The organism is Planotetraspora thailandica, from assembly GCF_016863335.1.
Taxonomy (GTDB): Bacteria; Actinomycetota; Actinomycetes; order Streptosporangiales; family Streptosporangiaceae; genus Planotetraspora; species Planotetraspora thailandica.
The window spans coordinates 1-22,531 of the sequence record NZ_BOOR01000043.1 but is presented as its reverse complement, the minus strand read 5'-3'; the positions used below and the strand labels follow the sequence as shown (position 1 = coordinate 22,531).

Here is a 22,531-nt window from a genome sequence, read left to right as displayed (position 1 = left end):
CTCACCCGAGCCCGGTGACCCGGCGCAGAAGAGCATCGGGATCCCGCGACTGAACCCGCGTCTCGGTCAGGACGCGCCCGTCGAGCAGCCGGATCTGACGGGCGCACTGAGCGGCCACGGATGGGTCGTGGGTCGCCATGATCAGCGTGAAGCCCCACTGAGCCTGCAGCGCGGCGATCAGGTCGAGGACGTCCTCACCCGTTCGCGAGTCGAGAGCGCCGGTCGGCTCGTCCGCGATCACCAGCTTCGGCCTGCCGACCAGTGCGCGTGCGATCGCCACACGCTGCTGCTCGCCGCCGGACAGATCGCCGGCGGCGACGCGCCCGTCGGTGGGGAGGTCCACGAGATCGAGCAGCTCGCCCGCCCACTGAACGTCCGCCGGCCGGACTCGGCCGTCACCGAGCAGCGGCGACAGCACGTTGTCGACCGGTGAGAGGTGCCCGAGCAGGCGGTAGTACTGGAAGACGAACCCCACCGATCGGCGGTAGCGCGCCGCAGCCGTACGGCTGAGCGAGTGGACATCCACGCCGCTGACGACGATGCGCCCTGAATCTGGCATGTCAAGCCCACCGATGAGATGCAGCAGCGTCGACTTTCCAGCGCCGGACGGCCCTGTCACCGCGATCGTCTCACCGGCCTCGATGTCAAGCGACACCCCGTCCACGGCGTGGATCAGCGACCGACCCTGCCGAAAGGCCCTGCGGACGTCGCGCAGCACCAGCCATGCGCCCGCCTGGCTCGGGGCGGGGGCACGCTCGTCACCTCGGCTGCTCACGGATGCGCACATCCTCTAGGCACGGTCCACATGATCGCCCGGCTTGGTGAACACCGGACAACGGAAGCACGAAAACTCGATCGCGTGCAAGATCAATTCGGTATGGCACGGCCCGTGGGTCGTAGAATGCACCCATGCCGCTCCAGCACGCCGTACTCGCCCTGCTCGACGAGGGTCCGAGCTACGGCTACGAGCTGAAGGCGAACTTCGAGGCGGCGGTCGGGCCCGAATGGGGCGGGCTGAACATCGGGCACATGTACCAGATCCTTGATCGGCTTGCGCGCGACGAGCTGGTCAGCGTGTCGCGGACCGTGGTCCAGGAGAACCGGCCGGACCGCACCGTCTATGAGATCACCCCCTCCGGTCGCACCGAGCTGCAGGAGTGGCTCGACTCGCCGGCCATCCGCACCAGCGGCTATCGCGACGAGTTCATCCTCAAGATCCTCGCCGCGGGACAGCGCGGATCCGACGCGGTGCGAACCGTGTGCCGAGTCCAACGCGAAGCCCGCATGGCCGAGCTCGCGACACTGCGCCTGCTGCGCCGTGAGCACGCCGACGAGCCGCTCGCCTCGCTCACGATCGAGGCGGCGATCCTGCACACCCAGGCCGACCTCAAGCTCATCGACGCGGCCGACGAACGTGCCGACTCGCCGCTGCTCGCGCTCGAGATCACCCAGGCCCGCCGCGACGGCGCACGCGTCGACCGGCAGGTCGCCGACGCGGCGACCGGCACCGACGGGCCCGCGGCCCGCGGCGCGGCGAAGGCGGTAGGCAGGGGCCGCCCGCGAGCCGGTGGCCGTCCACCGCGCCCACAACGCTGACCCCCCGGCATATGGCGGTGGCAAATGCCGCGCAGGCCCGCTCTGCGAAGTCTCGTCGCCGTGCTGCTGGCACTGGCCGCGTCCGCTGTGGGATGCAAAACGGAGACCTCGGATCGACCTGAACGCGGCGGGACCCTGACGGTCGTGCTCGGCCCCGGTGGGCTCGACCACGTCGACCCGCAGCGCGTCGCCGATCGCGAGACGGCCGAGCTCCTCGGTGCGTACGTGCTGCGCACGTTGACGACGCGCTCGTCCACCGACGACAACGGCGTGAGCGTCGTACCGGACCTGTCCGCCGGGCCTCCGGACATCTCCACCGACCGAACCACCTGGACATTCCGGCTGCGCGACGGAATCCTGTTCGACAACGCCCGGCCGCTGACCTGCGCCGACGTCAAGTACGGCGTTTCCCGCGCCTTCGCCCGCGAACTCGGCAACGACGGCTCCGGTCTGGTGTCGGTGCTCGACATCCCGATCGCCGCCGACGGCACGTCCGAATACCGCGGACCGTACGCGACAGCCGGCAGGTCGGACGTCGCGGCCTTCGACCGCGCCGTCGAATGCTCGCCCGACGGGCGTGAGGTGACGTTCCGGCTGCGCAAGCCGGTGGGCGCCTTCGACGAATGGCTCGCCGACCCCGTCTTCGCTCCCGTGCCCGTCGGCTCCGACATCGGACTCGGCTATGAGCAACGGCCCGTCGGCACCGGCCCGTACCGCGTCGAGGAGCGCACCGGCGGGACCATGAGCCTCGTCCGCAACCTGCACTGGAACGCGAGCACCGACCCGCACCGGGCCGCCTATCCCGACCGCATCACAGTCGTCGAGACTCCCGATCCCGACGGAGTGGCCCGCGGGTTGCTGGGCAACGGGGGGCGGGCGGTCGATCCGGCGACCGTGGGTCCCGCGATGTCGGCCGCACAACTGGCCGGCCTCGATGCCGGTCTGCGCGCGACCCTTGACGAGCGGACCACCGCGACGACCGCGCGCGGCACGCTCGCGACCGGCCCCGACCTGTGGAGCCGGCAGATCGCGATCGACACCTGGCGCATCACCGACCCACGAGTCCGCCAGGCGATCCAGGCCGCACTCGACCGCACCGCCATAAGAGACGCACTCGTCGGGCCATGGGGCGGGGACCTCACCGACAGCCTGATCCCGCCGAGCATCCCGCTCGACCACCGATCCACCGGACTGTGGACCGGACTCGGCGGCGGCGTCGGCGAAGACGGGTCGGCCGACCTGGCCCGGGAGCTACTCGCCGACGACGCCGGCAAGGTCGCGGCTTCCGGCCGCCCCTCCGAGGTTCCGGCCCTTCGGCTCGATCATCCCGACACCGCCCCCGACGCGGCAGCCGCGGCGATCGTCGTCGCCAGGTTGCGCGCGGCGGGGTTCGACGCGAGGGCGCGAGCCGTCCCGGTCGACGGCTACACCGACCGCATCCGCTCTCCCGACCTGACCGGCGAGCTGATCATGCTCGACTACGCGCCACAGGTTCCGGCGGGGATCGTCACCCTCACCGAACTCCTCGGCGCGGACAGCCCGCTGCACGTGTCGCACTGGGGAAACGACAAATCCGAGAACGCGCTCACCCTGGCCGCGATGACACCTAACCGGGCCCAGCAGAGCGAACAGGTCGCCGTCCTCGATGCGCGGGCGGTCCAGGACGGCGCCGTCGTCCCCCTGTTCACTTATCGCACCTGGAAGCCGGCAGGTCCCCTGGTCGGCAACGCCGAGCTCACGCCGCGCGGCACATGGGCGTACGCGCAACTGTGGGTGCGCTCAAACCTCACGTGAGGCTGCCGACCGTCGGGCGGGTGGTGCACCTTGTCGGTCTCAGAAAGGCGGGACGGCGTCCTTGGCGCGCTGGAGGGCGAGCTCGGGCCACCATGCGCCGCCATAGGGAGTGACGATCCCGTAGACCGGGTCCTTGGAACCGGTCGTGCCTCGGGTGCACTGATCGTCTGACATGCCGGGAGGCCGGATCCACAGATAGGCGTCGGCGAGCCGACTGGCGGTCCGGGTCGTCGGGCGGACGCCGACGCCGCGTCCAGGAGGGTTGCACCAGTTCTGCGGGTCCTTGTATCTGCCCGACGGCGGGTTCCACTCGCCCCTGCCGTTCCTGCTCGTGTCGATCACGAAGTGGGGCAGCCCGGCGGCGTCGTCGGGGAGGGCATCGATCTCCGCGTCGGCGCACTTGTCGTCGTGGCCCGACGCCATGACCTCGACGCACTTGGCGAGCCGCGTGCCGTAAACGATGAGTTGCTCGGTCGTCTGGTAACCGAACGCGTTGAGGAAGAACCCGTCGGCTCTGCCGACCCCCGCCTCGATCAGCCGCGACGCGCTCACGTCGATGGACGGCCAGCCGTCCAGGCTGCCGTCGAGATAGACGGCCGTGCGCGGCAGGGCGCCCAGGCGGTCGACGGCGGAGGACAGCGCGTCGATCCGGGCCCGCCGGTCCTTGTCGTCTCCGAGAGCGCAGTCGTCGGAGCCGGGGAGTTCGGCGAGACTGTTGGGCTCCAGCACGAACACCGCCTTACGGTCACCGACCGTCCGGGCGATCGCGTCGATCCAGGCGAGGTACGCCGAGGAGTCCGCCGCCCCGTCCGGGTTGCACGCGCGCAGGTGGATGTCGTCCGTGACGAACACCGGCACCGCGCCCTGCCGCGCCGCCGCCTCCAGCGTCGCGTTCGTGATCCGGGCGGCCTGGGCGGCGGTCGTCTCACCCAGCCACACCGCCTGGGGAATCCCGGCCAGTGCCCGCATGAGCGTCGCGTCGCCGGTTCGCCCCGACGCCTCCCATGCGGACGCCTGGCGAGCCGCGTCGCTGTCGGGGGTCGCGTGGAACCGCACGTCCGTACCGTGCAGAGGATTGCCGGGTGGGCCGGCGTCATCCGGGGTGCTCCCGGGGGAGCCTGAGGCCGCGGAGAACCCGCCCGGCGGTGCGGCGGACGTCTGCGGGTCGTCTTTCCCCGGTGCCATCTGGACGACGGCGACGACCCCGGCGGTGACGACCGCGGCGGCGGCCGCCCCCAGCAGAAGGCGTGCCCGGGAGACCCGGGGTGACAGGGCGCGCCCGGCCGGCCTGCCAGAGGCCGTGTCGCCGGCATCGCCGCCTCCGGCCCCTCCGGCATGGGTCGCTTCCCCCGCGACGATCGGGGCACCTGCGGCCGCGGACAGAGGGCGCGGCCCCGCCGTGGCCTCCCGCTGGGCGCCCGGCTGCGGTGTGTCCGGCGCGTCTCCGATCGGTGCCCGGCCGGTGAGCGCGTCGAGGATCTGTTGCGCCGTGGGACGCCGGGCCGGATCCTTGGCCAGGGCCCGCTCGACGATCGCCCGCAGCCCGGGTTCCAGCCCCGAGATATCGGGGGCGTCACGAACCACCCGATAGAGGATGTTGGGGATGGGCCCGCCACCGAACGGTGCCCGGCCCGTCGCGGCGTATGCCACAAGAGCGCCCCAGGCGAAGATGTCCGACGCCGAGGTCAGGCGCAGGCCGTTCGCCTGCTCAGGCGACATGAAGGACGGCGTGCCCGCGATGACACTGCTGATATGAGCGCTGTTGTCGGTGAGCTGGGCGATGCCGAAGTCGATGACCTTGGGGCCGACGGGCGACAGCAGCACGTTCGCCGGCTTGAGGTCGCGGTGGATCACCCCCGCGCCGTGAATCGCCTGAAGCGCGACGGCGACGTTCACCGCGACCGCCTCCAGGTTCGACCCGGAGAGCGGTCCCTGGGTCAGCACAACCTCCTGCAGCGTGGGGCCGGGGACATACTCCGTGGCCAGGTAGTCGACGTCGCCGTCCAGGTCGGCAGCGAGCACCGCGGCGGTGCAGAAGCGAGCCACGCGCTGCGCGGCGGCCACCTCACGTTGGAAACGGCGCCGGAAATCCGGATCGGCCGCCCACTGAGGATGGATCACCTTGACCGCCGCCTCGCGGCCCTCCGCGTCCACCCCGAGGAACACGGTGCCCATGCCGCCCTGACCAAGCCTGCCGAGAATGCGGAACGGCCCGATCTGCTCGGGGTCCCCGTCCCGTAAGCCGTGGCCGTCCGCACTGCTCGTCATGGTTCTCCCGATCGAATGGTTCTCCCGATCGACCGATCTACGGCGATCCTAACCGGGCACCCCTGGCGCTACCAGGTGACTGATCGGCCCGTTGCCACCCTGCCTGCGAGAGGGCAGAGGCGGTCGCTTCCCGGCGCCGGGACGTTACTACGCCCCTGGCAGGACAGCCGCCGCCGGCGGCAAGGTGACCGTGTACGGCGTGTGCGAGGTCCTGGCGCTGATGGCCCAGGGTCTGACCAATGCGGCACTGGCCCAGGAGCTCTTCGTCAGCCCGAAGACCGTCGAGGGCTACGTGCGCAGCGTCTTCACGACCGAGGTCGAGCTCAATCAGGTCCCGTTCTCCTCTTCGCTGGCCGCGCGCACACGGGCCTCGATGATCTCTTGCTCGGGCTTCGAGTTGCTCTCGACGATGATCCGTACGGCCTCGTCGGGGTCGTCGGTGAGGTGCAGGAGCTCGGGGTCCGCGGGGGAGATCATGCCCTCTACCAGCAATGTTCCCTTGATCCAGTCGAGGAGCGGCTGCCAGTACGTCGTGCCCATGAGCACGATCGGGAACTTCGTGATCTTCCCGGTCTGGACCAGCGTCACCGCCTCGAAGAGCTCGTCCAGCGTCCCGAAGCCGCCCGGCAGCACCACGAACGCCTCGGAGTATTTGACGAACATGGTCTTGCGGACGAAGAAGTAGCGGAACTCGATCCCGAGATCCACGTACTCGTTGAGGCGCTGCTCGTGGGGAAGCTCGATGCCGAGCCCTACCGAGATGCCACCGGCTTCCAGAGCGCCCTTGTTGGCCGCCTCCATGACGCCGGGGCCGCCGCCCGTGATGACGGCGTATCCCACCTTGGCCAGGGCGTGGCCGACGCGTACGCCCATGTCGTAGTCGGCGCTGCCGCGGGAGGTGCGGGCCGAACCGAAGACGGTCACCGCAGGGGGGAGATCGGCGAGGGAGCCGAAGCCTTCGACGAACTCGGCCTGGATGCGCAGGACCCGCCAGGGGTCCATGTGAAGCCAGTCGGTGGGGCCTTTGCGGTCGAGCAGTCGCTGGTCGTGTGTCGAGTCGGGGACGAGGTCGCCGCGGAGCACCGAGGATCCCTGGCGGCGTTCAGGCCGGTCGTGTTTCATGTGCTCACGCTAGCGGGCGCCGGCGAATAGTGAGGTTCACACATTTCGGTCACAGATGCCCGTTGTTTCGCATCAGGACCGAATGCCTCACTACTATCGCGTCGTGCAGGAACCAACTCGCCGGAACACCGCCGTGTTCGTCGACCAGAGCGGCCGTCGCAGCCGGATTCTCACCGCGACGGCGATCGGATCGGGAGCCCTGGTGGTGGTGCTCCTCCTCGTCGTCGTCACCGGCGTCCTGGGCGGCACCGACCTTCCCGGCCTGGGCTGGCCCGGCAAGGGGCCCGGCGCACCGGCCGTCCAGAGCACTCCCTCCCCCCGGCAGCTCGGCGGCCTCACGACTCCTCGTCCGGGCGCCTACCCGGTGGCGACGCCCCCGGGGACGACGGCCCCTGGAACGCCCTCGTCGTCCGCGCCGTCGCCCTCCGCGACCCAGCCGCGGAAGACCCCCACGGCGCCCCCCAAGACCCCCGGACAGGGCAAGACTCCGCCCGCCAGCCCCGGCCCGCCCACAGACGACAATCCCGGTCACGGGGGCACGCCTCCGGGGCAGGCCGACAAGACGCACGGGCCGAGATGAGCCGCCGACAGGGCAAGCGGCGCGATCCCCGCGGCCACTGGATCCTCGTGGCGCTCGCGGCCGTCCTGACCGGCGGAGCGCTCTTCCTGAACGGCTACGTCCACAACGTGGTCGGAGAGACGCACGCGGCGGAGGCCGACACCGGCGATTCTCCGGACATCGACCGGGTGCGCGCGGGCGGCCCCGTCGTGAACATGTCGGGCACGCGCCCCCAGAGCCTTCACGTCGCGCGGCGCACGGTCGCGCTCACCTTCGACGACGGCCCCGATCCGAAATGGACGCCGCAGGTGCTCGACGTGCTGCGCAAGCACGGGGCCACCGCCACCTTCTTCGTGGTCGGGGCGCACGTCGCCGAGAACCCCGATCTCACGCGCCGCATCGTCGCCCAGGGCAACGAGATCGGCGACCACACCTACACGCATGCCGACGTGACGACCACGCCCGGCTGGCGTACCCGGCTGGAGTTGTCCCTCACGCAGAAGGCGCTGGCCGGGACCGCCGGCATCCACACACGGCTGGTCCGCATGCCGTACTCCTCGTCGCCGGGCGCCGTCGGCGACCACCAGTTCGCCGCGATGCGACTGCTCTCCGGCGAGGGCTACCTGGTCGCCTTCACCGATCTCGACTCCAAGGACTGGAGCCGGCCGGGTGTCGACCGGATCGTCAAGGCCGCGACGCCCAAGCGGGGGGCGGGCGCGGTGATCATGTTCCACGACGCGGGCGGCGACCGCTCGCAGACCGTCGCCGGCCTGGATCGGCTGCTCACCGCCTTGGACAAGGACGGTTACACGGCCACGACCCTCACCCGGGCGGTGGGTCTCCCGTCCGCGCACACGGCCGCGTCGACGAGCGACCAGGTGCTCGGGAAGGCGCTGGTGGCCGCGCAGCGGGCGTCGTCCGCCTTCACCGGATCGCTCAGCTGGGTGCTCGCCGCGGCCGGCGTCCTGACCCTCATACGGCTCGCCCTGTTCGTCGGTCTCGCCTGGGCGCACGCCCGCAAGGCGAGGCGGATGCGGCGGGACAGGATGGCCGGTCGGCGGCGAGGCGCGGCGCCCCGGTGGGAGGCCCCGCCCGCCGTCACCGTGATCGTGCCCGCCTACAACGAGGAGGCGGGCATCGAGGCCACCATCCGCTCGCTGGTGACGACGGACTATCCCGGGCCGCTGGAGATCCTCGTCGTGGACGACGGCTCCACCGACCGCACGGCGGAGATCGCCGTCTCGCTGGGACTCCCCGGAGTCCGGGTGATCCGGCAGCCGAACGGCGGCAAGCCGTCCGCGCTCAACACCGGCATCGCGTGGGCGGCACACGACATCCTGATCATGGTGGACGGCGACACGGTCTTCGAGCCGTCGACGATCCGCAACCTGGTTCAGCCCCTCGCCGACCCCGCCGTCGGCGCCGTCAGCGGCAACACCAAGGTCGGCAACAGGCGCGGCCTGATCGGCCGCTGGCAGCACATCGAGTACGTCATCGGGTTCAACCTCGACCGCCGGGCGTTCGACCTGCTCGGGTGCATGGCGACGGTTCCCGGCGCGATCGGCGCCTTCCGGCGCTCCGCGCTGACGTCGGTCGGCGGCCTCAGCCTCGACACGCTCGCCGAGGACACCGACCTCACGATGGCGATCTGCCGCGCGGGCTGGAAGGTCGTGTACGAGGAACACGCCCGAGCCTGGACTGAGGCGCCCTCGTCGCTCGGTCAGCTCTGGCGCCAGCGCTACCGGTGGTGCTACGGCACGCTTCAGGCGATGTGGAAGCATCGCGGGGCGGTGCTGGAACGGGGGTCGTTCGGGCGGCGCTGCCTGGGCTACCTCACGCTCTTCCAGCTCGTCCTGCCGTTGATGGCCCCGGTCGTGGACATCATGGCCGTCTACAGCCTGGCCGTGGCCGATCCGCTGCCCGTGGTGGCCGTGTGGGCGGGCTTCGTGGCCGCGCAGTCCCTGGCCGGGTGGTACGCCCTCCGGCTCGACAACGAGCCGGTCTCCGGCTTGTGGGTGCTCCCCCTGCAGCAGTTCGTCTACCGGCAGCTGATGTATCTGGTGGTGATCCAGTCGGTGGCGACGGCCGTCCTCGGCGTGCGCCTGCGCTGGCACACCGTACGCAGAGAGGGCACTTTCAACCCCGCACCGGTGCTGAACGACGCCATGTCCAAGAGGTGACCGGCCTCAGGCGCTCAGCCAGGCGGTCATGCGGCGCTCCGTCTCGGCGATCTTGGCCAGGCTGACGCGCTCGCCGGCGGTGTGCGCGAGGTTCGGGTTGCCGGGGCCGCAGTTGACGGCGGGCATGCCGAGCGCGGAGAACCGGGCCACGTCGGTCCAGCCGAGCTTGGCCCGGGGGGTGCCTCCGACGGCGGAGGCGAAGGCGGCGGCCACGGGGTGGTTCAGCCCGGGCCTCGCCCCCGGGGCGCCGTCGCTCAGCGTGACCTCGAAGTCGTGGAAGACCTCGCGGACATGCTCGAACGCCTGGTCCAGGGTCAGGTCGGGGGCGAACCGGTAGTTGACGGAGACCACGCACTCATCGGGGATCACGTTGCCCGCGACCCCGCCGTGGATGCCGACGGCGTTGAGCCCCTCGTGATACTGCAGCCCGTCGACCACGGGCCTCCTGGCCTCGTAGGCGCTGAGGATGTCGATGACGGGCTTGATGCCGTGGATGGCGTTGACGCCCTCCCACGAGCGCGCGCTGTGGGACCTGACCCCCCGCACGGTCACGTCGGCGCGCAGCGTCCCCTGGCAGCCGCCCTCGATCAGCCCGTCGGTCGGCTCCATGACCACGGCGAAGTCGCCGGTCAGCCACTCGGGGTGCTCGCGGGTGAGCCGCAGCAGCCCGTTGCGCTCGGCCGCGATCTCCTCGCAGTCGTAGAAGACGAACGTCAGATCCTTGTTCGGGTTCTCGAGCAGGCACAACTTCAGCTGTACGGCGACGCCGCTCTTCATGTCCGAGGTGCCGCAGCCGTAGAGCAGGTCGCCGTCGACGCTGCTGGGGAGGTTGCCCGCTATCGGGACGGTGTCGATGTGCCCGGCGATCACCACGCGGTCACGGCGTCCGAGGCTCGTACGGGCCACGATGTTCTCGCCGACGCGGTCCACCCGCAGGTGGCTCAGCGGGACGAGCGCCTCCTCGATGGCGTCGGCCAGGGGCTTCTCGCCGCCGCTGACCGATTCGATGTCCACGAGCTGCGCCGTCAGCGCTCCGACGTCCTGTCCAAGGTCAAGCCGCATGGCTCCTGAGCCTAGGCGATCCGCACCGTAGCGGATGCACGCGCGTCCTTCACCCACCCGTCGTGGCCGGAGTCGGCCTTCCATGTGAGCCCGTCGTAGCGGACCTCGCGCAGGCCGTACTTCTGGGCGTGGGCGACGTACCAGTTGGCGACCAGCCATTCGTGCTTGGCGGAGGTGTCTGCGCCGAGCGCGCGGACGAGCTCCTTGCGCGCCTCCTTCGGCTGCGGCTTGACCGGCTTGTCGGCCGGCGGGTACCAGCAGTGCACGGCCTTCGGGACGCGGCCGGAGAAGGCCCCGGAGAGAATCTTCGCCGCGGGCTCGTGGTCGGCGTAGGCGGAGCCGTCGGCGGAGCGCTGCACCGCCTGCGCGGCCTCGTGGAGAGGCAGGGTCTTGTAGTGCTTGACCTTCTCCAGGGCCTTGAAGAACTTGCCCGTCGCGTAGACCGGGTCCTGGAGTTTCTCGGGTGTGCCCCATCCCTGCGAGGGGCGCTGCTGGAAGACGCCGACGGAGTCGCGGTCGCCGTACGGGAGGTTGGACAGCTTGGATTCCTGGATCGCCGTGACGTAGGCGATCTGCAGGGCACGCTCCGGCAGCTTGCGGCGCTCGGCGACGGCGGCGATCGTCGCGGAGATCTGCGCCTGCTCGATGTCGAGGTCGAGAGTGCCTTCAGGGGTGGTCACCTGGCAGTGTTCGCCCAAAGCGAACGGCTGGGCCTTCTTCATGAGGTGATAGGCGCCATAGATGATGCCCGCCGCGATGAGGACGAGGACGATCAGGACGGCCAGACCTTTGCGGGAGAGACGCCGAGTCACCTGTCAGAAACTACCGGGCGTTCAAGGAATGCGGTCCACTCGGATCGATCCAGGAGTGAGTGGGCGCGTATAAAAAGCCATCCACTGACCCCCGTGGACGCGTTCGAACGACAACAGCCGGCCGTCCAGGGCCCGATAGTGGGCGAAATCGAGGAGACCGCGGTCGGGGTGACCCGTGTCCCCTTCTGAGCGGAAGGCGACCGTGCCCCGCTCGACGGGGTAGAACTCCACGCCCTCCATGATCAACATGCTCTTGGCGGGGACCATCCCCTGCGAGGGCACCTGCGTCCAGAGCGAGACCTCCAGATGACGGCCGTCTCCGCCGTCCGGATCGCGGCGTTCCTCCACCGACAACCACTGATAGCGCCGGACGCCCTCGTCGAGGAGGTACTCCGTCCACAGGTCGCCCTGGCGGGACAGATGCAGCGCCCCGACGGCGCGAGACTTGACACCCTGAATGTGGACGACGTCGCCCACCTTGATCGTCCTGGGGTCGAAGAAGCCGGGGGCGGGAGCCGGAACGCGGACCGGCTCCTCAGACGGCGACGGAGGCGCCGCGACCCGGCGCCGGCGTACTAGCACCACGACCACGCACAGGACGACGACCAATAGGGCGACACCCAACGCGAGCATGACCGCAGCCGTCATGCCGCGCGATCCTACTGGAGGCGGCGCACCACCGCATCGATCCGCTCATCCGTGGCCGTGAGGGCGATCCGCACGTGCTCGTGACCTGCGGGTCCGTAGAAATCTCCCGGCGCCACCAAGATCCCCTTCTCGGCCAGCCTGCGGACCTGGTCCCAGCAGCCGGTGCCGTCGGTGGCCCACAGGTAGAGCCCGGCGTCCGAGTGATCGATCCGCCAGCCCGCCCGCTCGAGCGCCGGGCGGAGCACGGCCCTGCGGCGCGCGTAACGCTCACGCTGCTCGTCGGCGTGCTCGTCGTCGTCCAGGACCGCGATCATCGCCGACTGCACCGGGGCCGGCACGATCATGCCCGCGTGCTTGCGCAGCTCCAGGAGCCGCTTGACCAGACCGGTGTCGCCCGCGACGAAGGCCGCCCGGTATCCGGCCAGGTTGGACCGCTTGGACAGCGAATGGACCGCGAGCAACCCCTCGTGCGAGCCGCCGGACACGTCGGGGTGGAGGATCGAGATCGGGTGCGCGTCCCAGCCGAGTTCGATGTAGCACTCGTCGGAGGCGACCACGGCGCCGCGCTCGCGCGCCCACGCGACCACCTTGCGCAGGTGCTCGACGGGCAGCACCCGGCCCGTCGGGTTGGACGGCGAGTTGACCCAGACGAGCGGCACCCGCTCGGGCCCCACCGACACCAGCCCGTCGGCCGCGTACGGCTCGGCCCCCGCGAGCCTGGCGCCGACGTCATAGGTGGGATAGGCCAGTTCGGGGATGACGACACGGTCTCCCGGCCCCGCGCCCAGGAGCATGGGGAGCCAGGCCACCAGTTCCTTGGACCCGATCGTCGGGAGAACGCCGTCGGGGTCGACGGTGACTCCGTGCCTGCGCCGCAACCAGCCCGCGGCCGCCTCGCGCAGCCGCGCGGTGCCGTACGTCTGGGGGTAGCCGGGGCTGTCGGCTGCCGCGGCCAGCGCCTTGCGGGCGACCGCGGGCACCGAATCGACCGGGGTCCCGATCGAAAGATCGGCGATCCCGTCCGCGTGACCCTGAGCGAGCTCCTTGTACGGCGCCAGCCGATCCCAAGGGAAGTCGGGCAATGCGATCAAGAAGACTCCCCGGTCAGCGGACGGGTCCGCACTCAGTGCTCCTCGGCCTGCGGCGGGAGGGCGGCCACGACGGAGTGGTCCTTGTTGATCTTGCCGACCTTCGAGGCGCCTCCGGGCGACCCGAGGTCGTCGAAGAACTCGACGTTGGCCTTGTAGAAGTCCTTCCACTGGTCGGGAAGGTCGTCCTCGTAGAAAATCGCCTCTACCGGGCACACCGGCTCGCATGCTCCGCAGTCCACGCACTCGTCGGGGTGGATGTAGAGCATGCGTTCGCCCTCGTAGATGCAATCGACGGGGCACTCCTCGATGCACGCCTTGTCCAGGACATCCACGCAAGGCTGCGCGATGACGTACGTCACCTCGGGCTCCTTCTGTGTTGCACGGCTCGACCGCGGTTGCTACGCCCTAGTATTGCGGTGCCTGCCGACTAGCCGGAACAGGAGGGGGTCAATCATCATGAGCCCTCACTTCGGCGCCAGGCTCGTGGTGGCCGTCACCCCCGACGATGTCGGGCGGAGAGTCACGACGCGGCGCGCCGTCAGCGGCGGTTTCCGTGACGCCGTCGGCGTGTTGGAGTCGTGGACCGGCGGCGTCCTGGTCATAAGGAAGCGGGACGGCACGGCGGTCGAGATCCCCGAGGAGTCCCTGGTCGCGGCCAAGGTCGTGGCATCTCCTCCGCGTGCCTCCTCGACCGGGGGCTGACCAGCACAGAACATACACAGCGTGACCATACGTGCCAGTGCTGTAGTCGTCGTGCTCGTCTCGGTGGCGGCCGGATGCTCCGGGTCTCCGCAGTCCGGGGAGAATCTGCCGCCGATCAACCCGAAAGCCGCCTCCATGAAGGAGGGCTTCTCCACCATGGAGAGGCTCCGGGACGCGGCCAAGCGCGAAGGGGTCCTCAACGTCGTGGGCCTGCCGCGCACCTGGGTGAACTACGCCGAGATCCTCGACCGCTTCTCCGACAAGTACGGGATCAAGGTCATCGCCACGGCCCCCGACGCCAGCAGCCGGCAGGAGGTGGACGCGGTCAGGCAGGGCGGCGCGGGCGCCCCCGACGTGGTCGACCTCAGCCTGGACGTCGCGGTGGCGAACGCGAAGCTGTTCGCCCCCTACAAGGTCGCCGCGTGGCGCGACATCCCCGACCAGCTGAAGGACCCCAAGGGGAACTGGTTCGCCGGCTACGGCGGCTACATGTCGATCGGCTACGACCCACGCGTGATCCAGGCGCCGTCGTCCTACACCTCCCTCCTCAAGCCGGGTACCACCGTGGCGCTGCCGGGCGATCCGCTGCGCATGGCGTCGGCGTTCAGCGGCGTCATGGCGGCCTCGCTGAGCGATGGCAAGGCCGACGCGGCGCGGGGCGTCGACTTCTTCTCCAAGATCAAGAAGTCGGGGTTGCTCAGCCAGCCCGACCGGGCCGCCTCCGTCATCGACTGGGACTTCCTCAACACCGCCCGGGCGGAGGCGTCCGACCGGGAGGGCAAGCCCGCCTGGAAGGTGGCGATCCCCCGCGACGCCGTGCTCGCCGCCTACTACGTGCAGGCGATCAACGCGAACGCGCCCCACCCGGCCGCCGCGCGGCTGTGGGAGGAGTTCCTCCTGTCCGACGAGGGCCAGAACCTCCTGCTGAAGGGTTACGCCCGCCCGATCCGGATGGAGGCGATGGACATGCGGGGCACCCTGGACCAGGGCGCGGCCGCCAAGCTCGCCAAGGTGGATGGCACGCCGGTGGTCCTCACGATCCCGGAGCAGGATCAGGCCAAGTCCTACCTCAAGACACATTGGTCACAAGCAGTCGGCTAAGCATGCACAACTCGCAGAGGCCTCTGAAGCCGTAAAGTGGATCGCTATCTGAATGAAGTCAGAATGCGAGCCGATCTTGCGGTATGAAACCCCCGGTCTCACGAGATGGAACGCTCGTGCCTACGACAGCTCCTTCGGCTACGTCTCCTCACATGGGGCGCCGCTGCTGGAGCTGCTCGATCCGCGGCCAGGCGAGCGTGTACTCGACCTCGGCTGCGGCACCGGCGTGCTGACCGGGGAGATCGCCGCGCGGGGTGCCGAGGTGCTCGGGATCGACGGCTCCCAACCCATGATCGAGACGGCCATCGCCCAGCACCCCGGCCTCGACTTCATCGTCGGCGACGGCCACGACTTCACGGTGGCCCAGCCGTACGACGCGGTGTTCTCCAACGCGGCCCTGCACTGGATGACCCGCGATCCCGACGCCGTGATCGCGTGCGTGCGGATGGCCCTGCGACCGGGCGGCCGGTTCGTGGCCGAGCTCGGAGGCGCGGGCAACTGCGCGGCGCTCACCTCGGCCATGCTGACCGCCTGGCGGGAGTACGGCCTGCGCGAACCCGAGCTGCCCTGGTATTTTCCCAGCCCGGCCGAGTATGCCCGGCGCCTCGAACAAGGTGGCTTCACCGTCAGGCTCCTGGAATACTTCGACCGCCCCACACCGCTCGACGAGTGCCCCAACGGCGCCGCTGACTGGGTGCGGATGTTCGCCGGCTCACTGCTGGACGGCGTGCCGCCGGCCGTCGTGGAACCGCTGCTGCGGCGGGTCAACGAACTCGCCGCACCTGCGCTTCGCCGGGAATCGGGGTGGATGGCCGACTACGTCCGGCTGCGATTCGCTGCCGTTCGTCCCTGACGAGGTGCCCCTACGCTTGGGGATTTGTCAGACTATGGTCTGATCCGATGGAGTGATGGGGAACGCATGAACTTCTGCCTGAGTGACCTCGTGCCACCACTGCGCTGGAGTGATGCCGCCCGCATCGGACTCCTGAGCGAGCAAGGCGACCTGCCGGACGCCTGGTGGCGGAGTCTGCCGATGGAGCGGCTCCTCGGGGTCATGGACGCCGACTCCCTCGGGGAACTGATCACCGACCTGGCGCTGGAGCACTGGCCCGCCGCCGCCGTCGGCGACGTGCTGCCCGCGCTCTACGTGCTCGACCCCGACGAGGCCGACGACCCGCAGGTGGCGATCGCGCTCGACCGTGCGGGCTCCTGGCCCGGCCTGCTGGCGTTGTCGGGACGCGAGCTCACCGACCAGCCGTTCATCAAGGCCAAGCCCGTGCTGACCGCCCTGTTCACCGCCGTCTTCGCGCGCCTCGCGCCGGAGGCCGACGAGCCCGCGGGGGGCAGGACGCGTATCAACGGCAGCCCGGTCAGGCTCGTCAAGCCGGCGCCGGACGACGGGCATGCCGAGGGGGTCGCGGGCGTCAGGGACATCTCGAATGGCGCCGACTCACCTCATCGGGCACCGTCCGAGGTCGACTTCCCCACGTTGATCGACGCGGCGTTCTCCGACATGGACGACCGCACGTGGATGGTCGCCCAGAACAGGGTCTTCACCGACGCGCCCTCGGCGGTCGACGAGCTGGCCAGGCTCCTGGCCATCTCCCCCGACGTCATCCAGGGGCTGGAGACCGCGTTACGCGAATGGCTCGCCGAATGGCTGAACAAGCCGGAGGCCGCGCCGTACCGGGAGCACCTGACGTGGCTGACCGACGTGCTCGGCGTGGCCGCGCCCAAGAGCAGGCTCATCATGGCGACCGAGTGGCACGAGCAGGAGTTGCGCTCGCTCGACGTGCCCGCGTGGCACTTCGTCGTGGCCACCCTGACCGACTATCAGGTGTCGGGCGACTGGCTCGTCGCCGGCGATATCGCCGAGCTGCACGAGCGGACCGTCAAACTGATCGTCAACGCCGAGCGCCCGCCCACCGTCTCGAAGGCCCTGGAGCTGGTGTCGTCCCTCGGCATCCACCCCGAGGTGGCCAAGGAGTGGCTGGAGAGCGTTCCCCAGCTGCGCATCCAGAACAAGAACGGCGCCGCCCCCTCCACAGGCGCCGACGGGTCCGCCGCGGGCACTCCCGCGGGGCAGCTCAAGGACGTCTCCCTCACCCGGCGGTGCTTCCGCCAGCCCGATGGGCGCTGGTGGTTGCGAGTGGACGTCACCGAGGAGCACCTCCAGGGCGCCGAGGTGTCGATGCCGTCCGGGTTCGCCGCCTACCTGGGACTCACCCCCGGCGAGACCCGGCCCGTGCCCAGCGCGGCCGGCGACGTCGAGCTGACGTGGGACTCCCGCCCGGGCTTCAGCTCGCTGCAGCGGATCCTCACGGAGGTCGCCGCCAAGGAGGGCGGCCACGTCTTCCTCACGCTGTCCGACGAGGGCATGCTGCGGGTGCGGCACCTGTCGGCCGCCAACGGAGGCGACGCCACATCCCACGCCCTGCGCCTGGTGGGGTACACCGCGCCGGGAAGCACCCCCGAGCAGGCCGTACGGGTGATCGCGACGAGGATCGGCCTGTCCGGGCCCGTCGAGCGACCCGAGCTCGTCACCCGCCTGCGGGAGCGGGGCGACCGCGACCTGATTTCCTTACTGGGCTAGCGCGTGCCCCGGCTCGCGGTCTCCCCGGACTTCGCCAGAGAGCTCGGCACCCTGGCCCGGCCGGTTCGCCGGGAGGTCGTGACCGCGATACGCCGGCTCCTCACCAACGCCGACGGGGCTCCGCATCCGGAGCGCGTGCGCAACGGCCGCGACCACCGCGTGATCACGTTGCGCGCCGCCGCGGGCCATCGCGCCGTGGCCGTACGGCAGGGCGACACGTATTGGCTGGTTACCGTGTTGCCCGACGCGGTCGCGTGGACGTACGCGCGGCGGCACCGGTTCGGGGTGAACGCGGCGATCGGTGTGGCGGAGGCGTGGGACGCAGAAGCGCTGGAACGGATCGAACCTGCGCTGCGCCGTTCGGCCCCGCAGACCCGCCGGCGGTTGTTCTCCTCCTTCTGCGACGCCGACCTGCTCGACATCGGCATCGACCACCGGCTGCTCGGGCTGGTGCGCCTGATGAGCAGCGAGGCCGACCTGGAGGCCCTGGAACCGCTGCTGCCGGAGAGCCAGTTCGCCCCGCTGGCGACGCTCGCCCGCGGCGGCTCGCTCGCGGCGGCCTGGCGGGAACTGGACGCCTGCCGGTCCGCCGAGACCGGCGAGGTCGATCCGGGCGACCTGGCGGCGGCGCTGCGGCGCAGCCCCCACCAGGCGCGCTTCGCGGCCGACCGCGACGACCTGGACCGGATCCTCACGCTGCCGCACTGGTGCACGTTCCTGTATCCGCAGCAGCGCACGTACGCCAACTGGGACCGCTACGACCATCCGGTGCTGGTGACGGGCGGGGCGGGCACCGGGAAGACGGTCATCGCGCTGCACCGGGCCGCGCACCTCGCCCGGGCCGCCGAGGGGCCCGTCATGCTCGTGACCTTCTCCCAGGGACTGGCCACGGAGATGTCCGCGCGGCTCGATATGATCATCGATGACGAGGTGGTGCGCAAGCGCGTCGAGGTCGGCAACGTCGACAGGCTCGCCCACCGGATCGTCACCGAGGCGGAGGGACGCCCGCCCGTCCTCGCCGACGCGGGCGACCTCGGCACGCTCTGGGAGGAGGCGGCCGGGGCCAGGTTCGGCGCGGCCTTCCTGCTGCGCGAGTGGGAGCAGGTCATCCTCGCCCAGAACCTGCGGACCCTGGAGGAATACCAGGCGGCGAGCCGCCCCGGCCGCAGCGTCAAGCTGACCCCGCGCGGCCGGGCCATGGTGTGGCGCGCCGTCCAGCATGTCGTCGGGCGGCTCAGGGAGTCCGGCCGGCGCACGCTCCTCCAGCTCGCCTCGGAGGCGGCCGGACTGCTCGGGCAGGCCACGGGCGACCTCCTCGGCGAGCAGGCCCCGGGGCGGGAACCGTACCGGCACATCGTGGTGGACGAGGCGCAGGACCTGCACCCGGCCCAGTGGCGGCTGCTGCGCGCCGCCGTGCCGGTCGCCGCCAACGACCTGTTCGTCGTGGGCGACCCCCACCAGCGCATGTTCGACACCCGGGTCGCGCTGGCGGACGTCGGCATCCCCGCCCGCCGCTTCCACCTGAAGATCTCCTATCGTCTTTCTCAGGAGACCTTGTCCTGGGGCGTGCGCCTGCGGGGCGGCGGACCGGCCGACGGGCTCGTCGACGGCATCGCCGAGCTGTACGGCTTCCGCGCCGTGCGGGACGGCGCCCGCCCGATGGTGCGGGAGTACGTCACGCCGGAGGCCGAGATCGCCGGTTTGATCGCGCATGTGGCCGAGTGGATGGAGGAAGGCGTGCCGACTCACGACATCGCCGTCGCCGCCCGCTCCGCCGAGCTCGTCACGACCACGCGCAAGGCCCTGCGGGACGCCGGCATAACGGTCAAAGTCACCAGCCTCCACGGAATGAAAGGGCTGGAATTCCGCCGCGTCGCCGTGATAGGCGTGGCTGACGGAATCGTGCCGGCGCCCGACGCGCTGACCCCGGCTTCGGAGGACCCCGCTGCCCGGGCTCACGACCTGCAACGAGAACGGGGGCTGCTCTACGTGGCGTGCACGAGGGCCGGCGAGCTGCTGTACGTGTCGTACTCCGGCCGGGCAAGCCCCTTCCTGCCCAGCTGACCCCCTACCCTGAACTGCGGATATATTCCCCTTGCCGGTTGGACCTGCATTGAATCTGAGCCTGAGCGACATCGTGCCCCCCCTGCGCTGGACGGCGCCGGGCCAGGTGGAGCCGATCGCGAGCGACCCCGGCCTTCCCGACGCGTGGTGGCAGGCGCTTCCGCTCGACCGGGCCTGCGCCGTGGTGGGAACCGCCCAGGTCGCCTCCCGGCTGACCGACCTCACCATCGCCTGCTGGCAGCACCTCATCCTCGGCGACATCCTCCCGTTGCTCCGGTTCACCGACCCCGTCGACAGCCTCCAGACGCCGGGGCAGCGCGAGACCGTGCACAAGCTGTTCATGGGGGTGCTCGACCGGCTGCTGGCCGGCGAGCCGATGGACGAGGTCGCCGCCGACGCGCTGCCCGAGATCATCGACCGGGTGTTCGCCCGCCTCGACGACCGGCAGCGGGCCATCGCCAGGGACCGGCTGTACTTCGACGCCACCGACGCCCCCACCGGGCAGCGGGCCACGCTGGACGAACTGGCCCAGCGCTTCTCCGTCACCCGTGAGCGCATCAGGCAGATCGAGCGCGACCTGCGCGAACACGTGCTGGCCTGGCTGGACGGGCCCGAGGCCGCCCCGCTCACCGCCCACCTGTCCGCGCTGCGCATCCGGCTCGGCTCCGCCGTACCGGCCGACGACCTCGCCGACGCCGCGCCCTGGCACCGCACCGAGCTGACCACGCTCGCGATTCCCGCGTGGCGGTTCCTGCGCACGCTGCTCACCGGCTACGAGCAGACCGACGGCTGGCTGGTCGCCGGAGGCGCCGACGAGCTGAGAGAGAAGACGCGGCAGCTGTTCGCCGACGGGCCGAGGAACCTGGAAGACGCCGTGTCGCTGACCGCGCAGCTCGGCGTGCGCGGCGACGTGGCGGAGCGATGGCTCGCGTCCGTGCCTCAGCTGCGCGTGCTCGACGGGCACGTCGTGGCGTGGCCGCGCAGCGTCAACGACAAGGCCGAGGCGGTGCTCGCGATCGCAGGAACGCCCCTGAGCCCGGAGGAGATCCAGGAGCGCATCGGCGAGGACTACAGCACCGTCGGGGTGCGCAACCAGCTCGCCTCCGACGAGCGTTTCGTCCGCCTGGACCGCAACAAGTACGGCCTGCGCCGCTGGGGCGGTGAGGAGTACCTCGGCATCCGCGAGATGATCGTCAAGGAGATCGAGCGGTCCGGGGGCGAGGCGTCGGTCAACACCATCGTGGCCAACCTGACCTCCCGCTACGAGGTGAGCGAGAGCTCGGTGCGCGCCTACGCGGGCGGCCCCGGGTTCGAACGAACCCAGCGCGGGTGGATCAGGGTCGCCGGGCAGGAGCAGGCGGAGCCGTACCAGCCGCGCAAGGACGTCTCGATGACCCGCAGGTCCTTCCGCAGCCGCGACGGCCGCTGGTGGCACCGCGTCGACATCAACGCCGAGCACCTGCGCGGGTCGGGGTCTCCGCTGCCGACCGGCTTCGCCGCCCACCTCGGGATGGCGCCCGGCGGCCAGCTCACCGCCTCCACGCCTACGGGCGACGTCGTGATCAGCTGGCACAACCAGCCGACCATGGGGTCCATCAGGCCGGCGCTCGGCGAATACAACGCCTCCGAGGGCGACCACGTGTTCATCACGGTCTCCGACGGCGGCGAACTTCTGACCCGTTTCCTGCCCGCCGCCGCGGCCGGGCTGCCCCCGCTCGGCCGGGCCCTCCATCTGATCGGTTACACGGCGCCGGTGGCCTCGGAGGCCGAGGGCGTGCGGCTCATCGGCTCCCGCATCGGCCTGCCCGAGGGCGCCTCCCGCGAGGAGGTGTTGGAGCGGCTCAAGGAGCGTGGCGACCGGGACATCCTCGGCTTCCTCTCCTAGCGGGGCCGGATTCCACGGGGGCCGTCGCCTTCTATGGGGTCGTCTTCTTGGGGTCGTCGTAACGCCGCCGCGCACGTCACGGTCTGCGGGTTGTATCCGCGCCGTGGCGGTGTGCCGTTGGGGGATTGCGCGGCGGGGGTGCGGCCGTGCCGTGGCGGTGTGCCTTTGGGGGTGCGCCACGGGGATGCGCCGTAGGTATGTGCCGCGGGGGCGTGGCCGTGCCGCACCGTGAGGGGTGCCGCGCCGTACCCGGAAGTGTTCGGACGCCCGAGAAGCGGAGGGAGCGGGGGCCGCGGCAGCCCGGCTCTCCCGAGCATGTTCAAGCGTGCCTTTCTGTACGGCCCATCCGCTCGGGTCACAACCCGATGGCCCGGGTGATCCGGTCGCTGTGTGGGTGATCCAGTCGCGGATCTTTTGCTAGTTATCGCGATATTTCCGGCGCACACAAGGGAGAACTTCTGTTCGATTTATGTAGCCAATCAGCCACTCTCTGTGAGATTATTCAGACACGTTTTCGATTCAGAGAGGGGTGGGCGTGACCGGAGTTCGAGGCAGCCGCTCCTCGCCGTCTTCCGACGCCGGTCGGGTGCTGCACATTCCTGAGTGGTGGGCCGAAGCGGCGGCCAGGGCGGGTGAGTTCTCCTCCGACGGGAGTTCGGCGCTGAGCCCCTCTCCCCTCCTCAGGCCGTGGTGGGAGATCGCCTCATCCGAGTCCACGCCTCCATCTCCCGCCGCGCTTGATCCCACACCGTCCGATCCCACGCCCTACGAGCCGTTGCGCGAGCCGACGCCGTCCGAACCGGCCCCAGCGCAAGAGCCGGAGGCGTCTGAGCCGCCTGAGCCGACCGCGTCGGCGGAGCCCGAGGCATCGGCGGAGACGGCCAACTCGCAAGACGCCAGGACATGGGCTGGGTCGGCTGGTTCTGCCGGGATGCGCGGACTGGGTTCGGGTGAGTTGGTGGCAGTGCTGGTCGATGCCGCGTCCGCGCTGGCCTTGGCTGATCCGCCGGAAGTGGCGTCTGCGTGTTTGGCTGAGGCGCAGGAACTGATGTAT

19 protein-coding genes and 1 pseudogene are annotated in these 22,531 nt (G+C 70.6%); 11 read left to right on the top strand and 9 right to left on the bottom strand.

The window, feature by feature from the left end:
* Position 1 precedes the first annotated feature (1 nt).
* A complete protein-coding gene (locus Pth03_RS26375) occupies positions 2-775 on the bottom strand; it encodes an ABC transporter ATP-binding protein (protein ID WP_203947085.1) in 774 nt (257 codons plus the stop codon).
* Positions 776-909: 134 nt separating this feature from the next.
* On the opposite strand from Pth03_RS26375, the gene Pth03_RS26370 reads away from it, so the two are divergent.
* Together Pth03_RS26370 and Pth03_RS26365 are read left to right on the top strand one after the other, a co-directional pair.
* The gene (locus Pth03_RS26370; protein ID WP_203947084.1) at positions 910-1,596 is read left to right on the top strand and encodes a PadR family transcriptional regulator; all 687 of its coding nucleotides are present in this window, start codon (positions 910-912) and stop codon (positions 1,594-1,596) included.
* Positions 1,597-1,620: 24 nt separating this feature from the next.
* Positions 1,621-3,390: an ABC transporter substrate-binding protein gene (locus tag Pth03_RS26365; RefSeq protein ID WP_203947083.1), complete on the top strand. Its 1,770-nt coding sequence runs from the start codon at positions 1,621-1,623 to the stop codon at positions 3,388-3,390.
* A gap of 39 nt (positions 3,391-3,429) precedes the next feature.
* Here the strand turns inward: Pth03_RS26365 and Pth03_RS26360 are convergent, their stop codons facing one another.
* Positions 3,430-5,658, bottom strand: a complete 2,229-nt coding sequence (locus tag Pth03_RS26360; RefSeq protein ID WP_203947082.1) for a glycoside hydrolase family 6 protein — start codon at positions 5,656-5,658, stop codon at positions 3,430-3,432.
* A 184-nt stretch (positions 5,659-5,842) separates the two neighbouring features.
* Between Pth03_RS26360 and Pth03_RS42605 the strand changes: the two are divergent.
* Positions 5,843-5,953, top strand: a pseudogene (locus Pth03_RS42605) (LuxR C-terminal-related transcriptional regulator); the annotation flags it as partial.
* 32 nt (positions 5,954-5,985) lie between these two features.
* Here the strand turns inward: Pth03_RS42605 and Pth03_RS26350 are convergent.
* Entirely contained in the window at positions 5,986-6,780 is a 795-nt protein-coding gene (locus tag Pth03_RS26350; RefSeq protein WP_203947081.1) for an LOG family protein, read from the bottom strand.
* 103 nt (positions 6,781-6,883) lie between these two features.
* On the opposite strand from Pth03_RS26350, the gene Pth03_RS26345 reads away from it, so the two are divergent.
* Both Pth03_RS26345 and Pth03_RS26340 read left to right on the top strand, forming a co-directional pair.
* Positions 6,884-7,360 carry a hypothetical protein gene (locus tag Pth03_RS26345; RefSeq protein ID WP_203947080.1) on the top strand — a complete coding sequence of 159 codons (477 nt, stop codon included), beginning with the start codon at positions 6,884-6,886 and terminating at the stop codon, positions 7,358-7,360.
* Complete coding sequence (locus Pth03_RS26340; RefSeq protein ID WP_203947079.1) at positions 7,357-9,519, top strand: bifunctional polysaccharide deacetylase/glycosyltransferase family 2 protein; 2,163 nt, start codon at positions 7,357-7,359, stop codon at positions 9,517-9,519. Before Pth03_RS26345 ends, Pth03_RS26340 begins: the two co-directional genes overlap by 4 nt.
* 6 nt (positions 9,520-9,525) lie before the next feature.
* Here Pth03_RS26340 and dapE read toward each other — a convergent pair whose 3' ends face one another.
* Genes dapE through fdxA form a run of 5 tightly spaced genes read right to left on the bottom strand, consistent with a single transcriptional unit; the run spans position 9,526 to position 13,491 of the window.
* Positions 9,526-10,581, bottom strand: coding sequence for a succinyl-diaminopimelate desuccinylase (gene dapE, locus Pth03_RS26335; protein ID WP_203947078.1), 1,056 nt, complete (start codon positions 10,579-10,581; stop codon positions 9,526-9,528).
* Positions 10,582-10,592: 11 nt separating this feature from the next.
* Positions 10,593-11,393 carry a hypothetical protein gene (locus tag Pth03_RS26330; RefSeq protein WP_239119376.1) on the bottom strand — a complete coding sequence of 267 codons (801 nt, stop codon included), beginning with the start codon at positions 11,391-11,393 and terminating at the stop codon, positions 10,593-10,595.
* A 21-nt stretch (positions 11,394-11,414) separates the two neighbouring features.
* A complete protein-coding gene (locus Pth03_RS26325; protein WP_203947077.1) occupies positions 11,415-12,041 on the bottom strand; it encodes a DUF4178 domain-containing protein in 627 nt (208 codons plus the stop codon).
* Between the two features lie 11 nt (positions 12,042-12,052).
* On the bottom strand, positions 12,053-13,132 hold the full coding sequence (gene dapC, locus Pth03_RS26320) for a succinyldiaminopimelate transaminase (protein WP_203947076.1): 1,080 nt from the start codon (positions 13,130-13,132) through the stop codon (positions 12,053-12,055).
* Between the two features lie 32 nt (positions 13,133-13,164).
* Positions 13,165-13,491, bottom strand: coding sequence for a ferredoxin (fdxA, locus tag Pth03_RS26315; RefSeq protein WP_203947075.1), 327 nt, complete (start codon positions 13,489-13,491; stop codon positions 13,165-13,167).
* Positions 13,492-13,588: 97 nt separating this feature from the next.
* On the opposite strand from fdxA, the gene Pth03_RS26310 reads away from it, so the two are divergent.
* The 6 genes from Pth03_RS26310 to Pth03_RS26285 all read left to right on the top strand — a co-directional run bounded on the left by Pth03_RS26310 (position 13,589) and on the right by Pth03_RS26285 (position 21,477).
* Positions 13,589-13,834: a hypothetical protein gene (locus tag Pth03_RS26310; protein ID WP_203947074.1), complete on the top strand. Its 246-nt coding sequence runs from the start codon at positions 13,589-13,591 to the stop codon at positions 13,832-13,834.
* A gap of 21 nt (positions 13,835-13,855) precedes the next feature.
* Positions 13,856-14,935, top strand: coding sequence for an ABC transporter substrate-binding protein (locus Pth03_RS26305; protein ID WP_203947073.1), 1,080 nt, complete (start codon positions 13,856-13,858; stop codon positions 14,933-14,935).
* Between the two features lie 76 nt (positions 14,936-15,011).
* Entirely contained in the window at positions 15,012-15,788 is a 777-nt protein-coding gene (locus tag Pth03_RS26300; RefSeq protein ID WP_239119375.1) for a class I SAM-dependent methyltransferase, read from the top strand.
* Between the two features lie 66 nt (positions 15,789-15,854).
* Positions 15,855-17,528 carry a hypothetical protein gene (locus Pth03_RS26295; protein ID WP_203947071.1) on the top strand — a complete coding sequence of 558 codons (1,674 nt, stop codon included), beginning with the start codon at positions 15,855-15,857 and terminating at the stop codon, positions 17,526-17,528.
* 3 nt (positions 17,529-17,531) lie between these two features.
* Complete coding sequence (locus Pth03_RS26290; protein ID WP_203947070.1) at positions 17,532-19,592, top strand: UvrD-helicase domain-containing protein; 2,061 nt, start codon at positions 17,532-17,534, stop codon at positions 19,590-19,592.
* A gap of 49 nt (positions 19,593-19,641) precedes the next feature.
* On the top strand, positions 19,642-21,477 hold the full coding sequence (locus Pth03_RS26285) for a sigma factor-like helix-turn-helix DNA-binding protein (protein ID WP_203947069.1): 1,836 nt from the start codon (positions 19,642-19,644) through the stop codon (positions 21,475-21,477).
* 519 nt (positions 21,478-21,996) lie between these two features.
* Here Pth03_RS26285 and Pth03_RS26280 read toward each other — a convergent pair.
* On the bottom strand, positions 21,997-22,194 hold the full coding sequence (locus Pth03_RS26280) for a hypothetical protein (RefSeq protein ID WP_203947068.1): 198 nt from the start codon (positions 22,192-22,194) through the stop codon (positions 21,997-21,999).
* Between the last annotated feature and the right edge of the window lie 337 nt (positions 22,195-22,531).

Excerpts from the sequence above, each read along its gene's own strand:
- Pth03_RS26295 (WP_203947071.1), top strand. The coding sequence starts at position 15,855 with ATGAACTTCTGCCTGAGTGACCTCGTGCCACCACTGCGCTGGAGTGAT.
- Pth03_RS26340 (WP_203947079.1), top strand. The coding sequence starts at position 7,357 with ATGAGCCGCCGACAGGGCAAGCGGCGCGATCCCCGCGGCCACTGGATC.
- Pth03_RS26360 (WP_203947082.1), bottom strand. The coding sequence starts at position 5,658 with ATGACGAGCAGTGCGGACGGCCACGGCTTACGGGACGGGGACCCCGAG.
- Pth03_RS26310 (WP_203947074.1), top strand. The coding sequence starts at position 13,589 with ATGAGCCCTCACTTCGGCGCCAGGCTCGTGGTGGCCGTCACCCCCGAC.
- Pth03_RS26350 (WP_203947081.1), bottom strand. The coding sequence starts at position 6,780 with ATGAAACACGACCGGCCTGAACGCCGCCAGGGATCCTCGGTGCTCCGC.
- dapE (WP_203947078.1), bottom strand. The coding sequence starts at position 10,581 with ATGCGGCTTGACCTTGGACAGGACGTCGGAGCGCTGACGGCGCAGCTC.
- Pth03_RS26325 (WP_203947077.1), bottom strand. The coding sequence starts at position 12,041 with ATGACGGCTGCGGTCATGCTCGCGTTGGGTGTCGCCCTATTGGTCGTC.
- Pth03_RS26365 (WP_203947083.1), top strand. The coding sequence starts at position 1,621 with ATGCCGCGCAGGCCCGCTCTGCGAAGTCTCGTCGCCGTGCTGCTGGCA.
- Pth03_RS26370 (WP_203947084.1), top strand. The coding sequence starts at position 910 with ATGCCGCTCCAGCACGCCGTACTCGCCCTGCTCGACGAGGGTCCGAGC.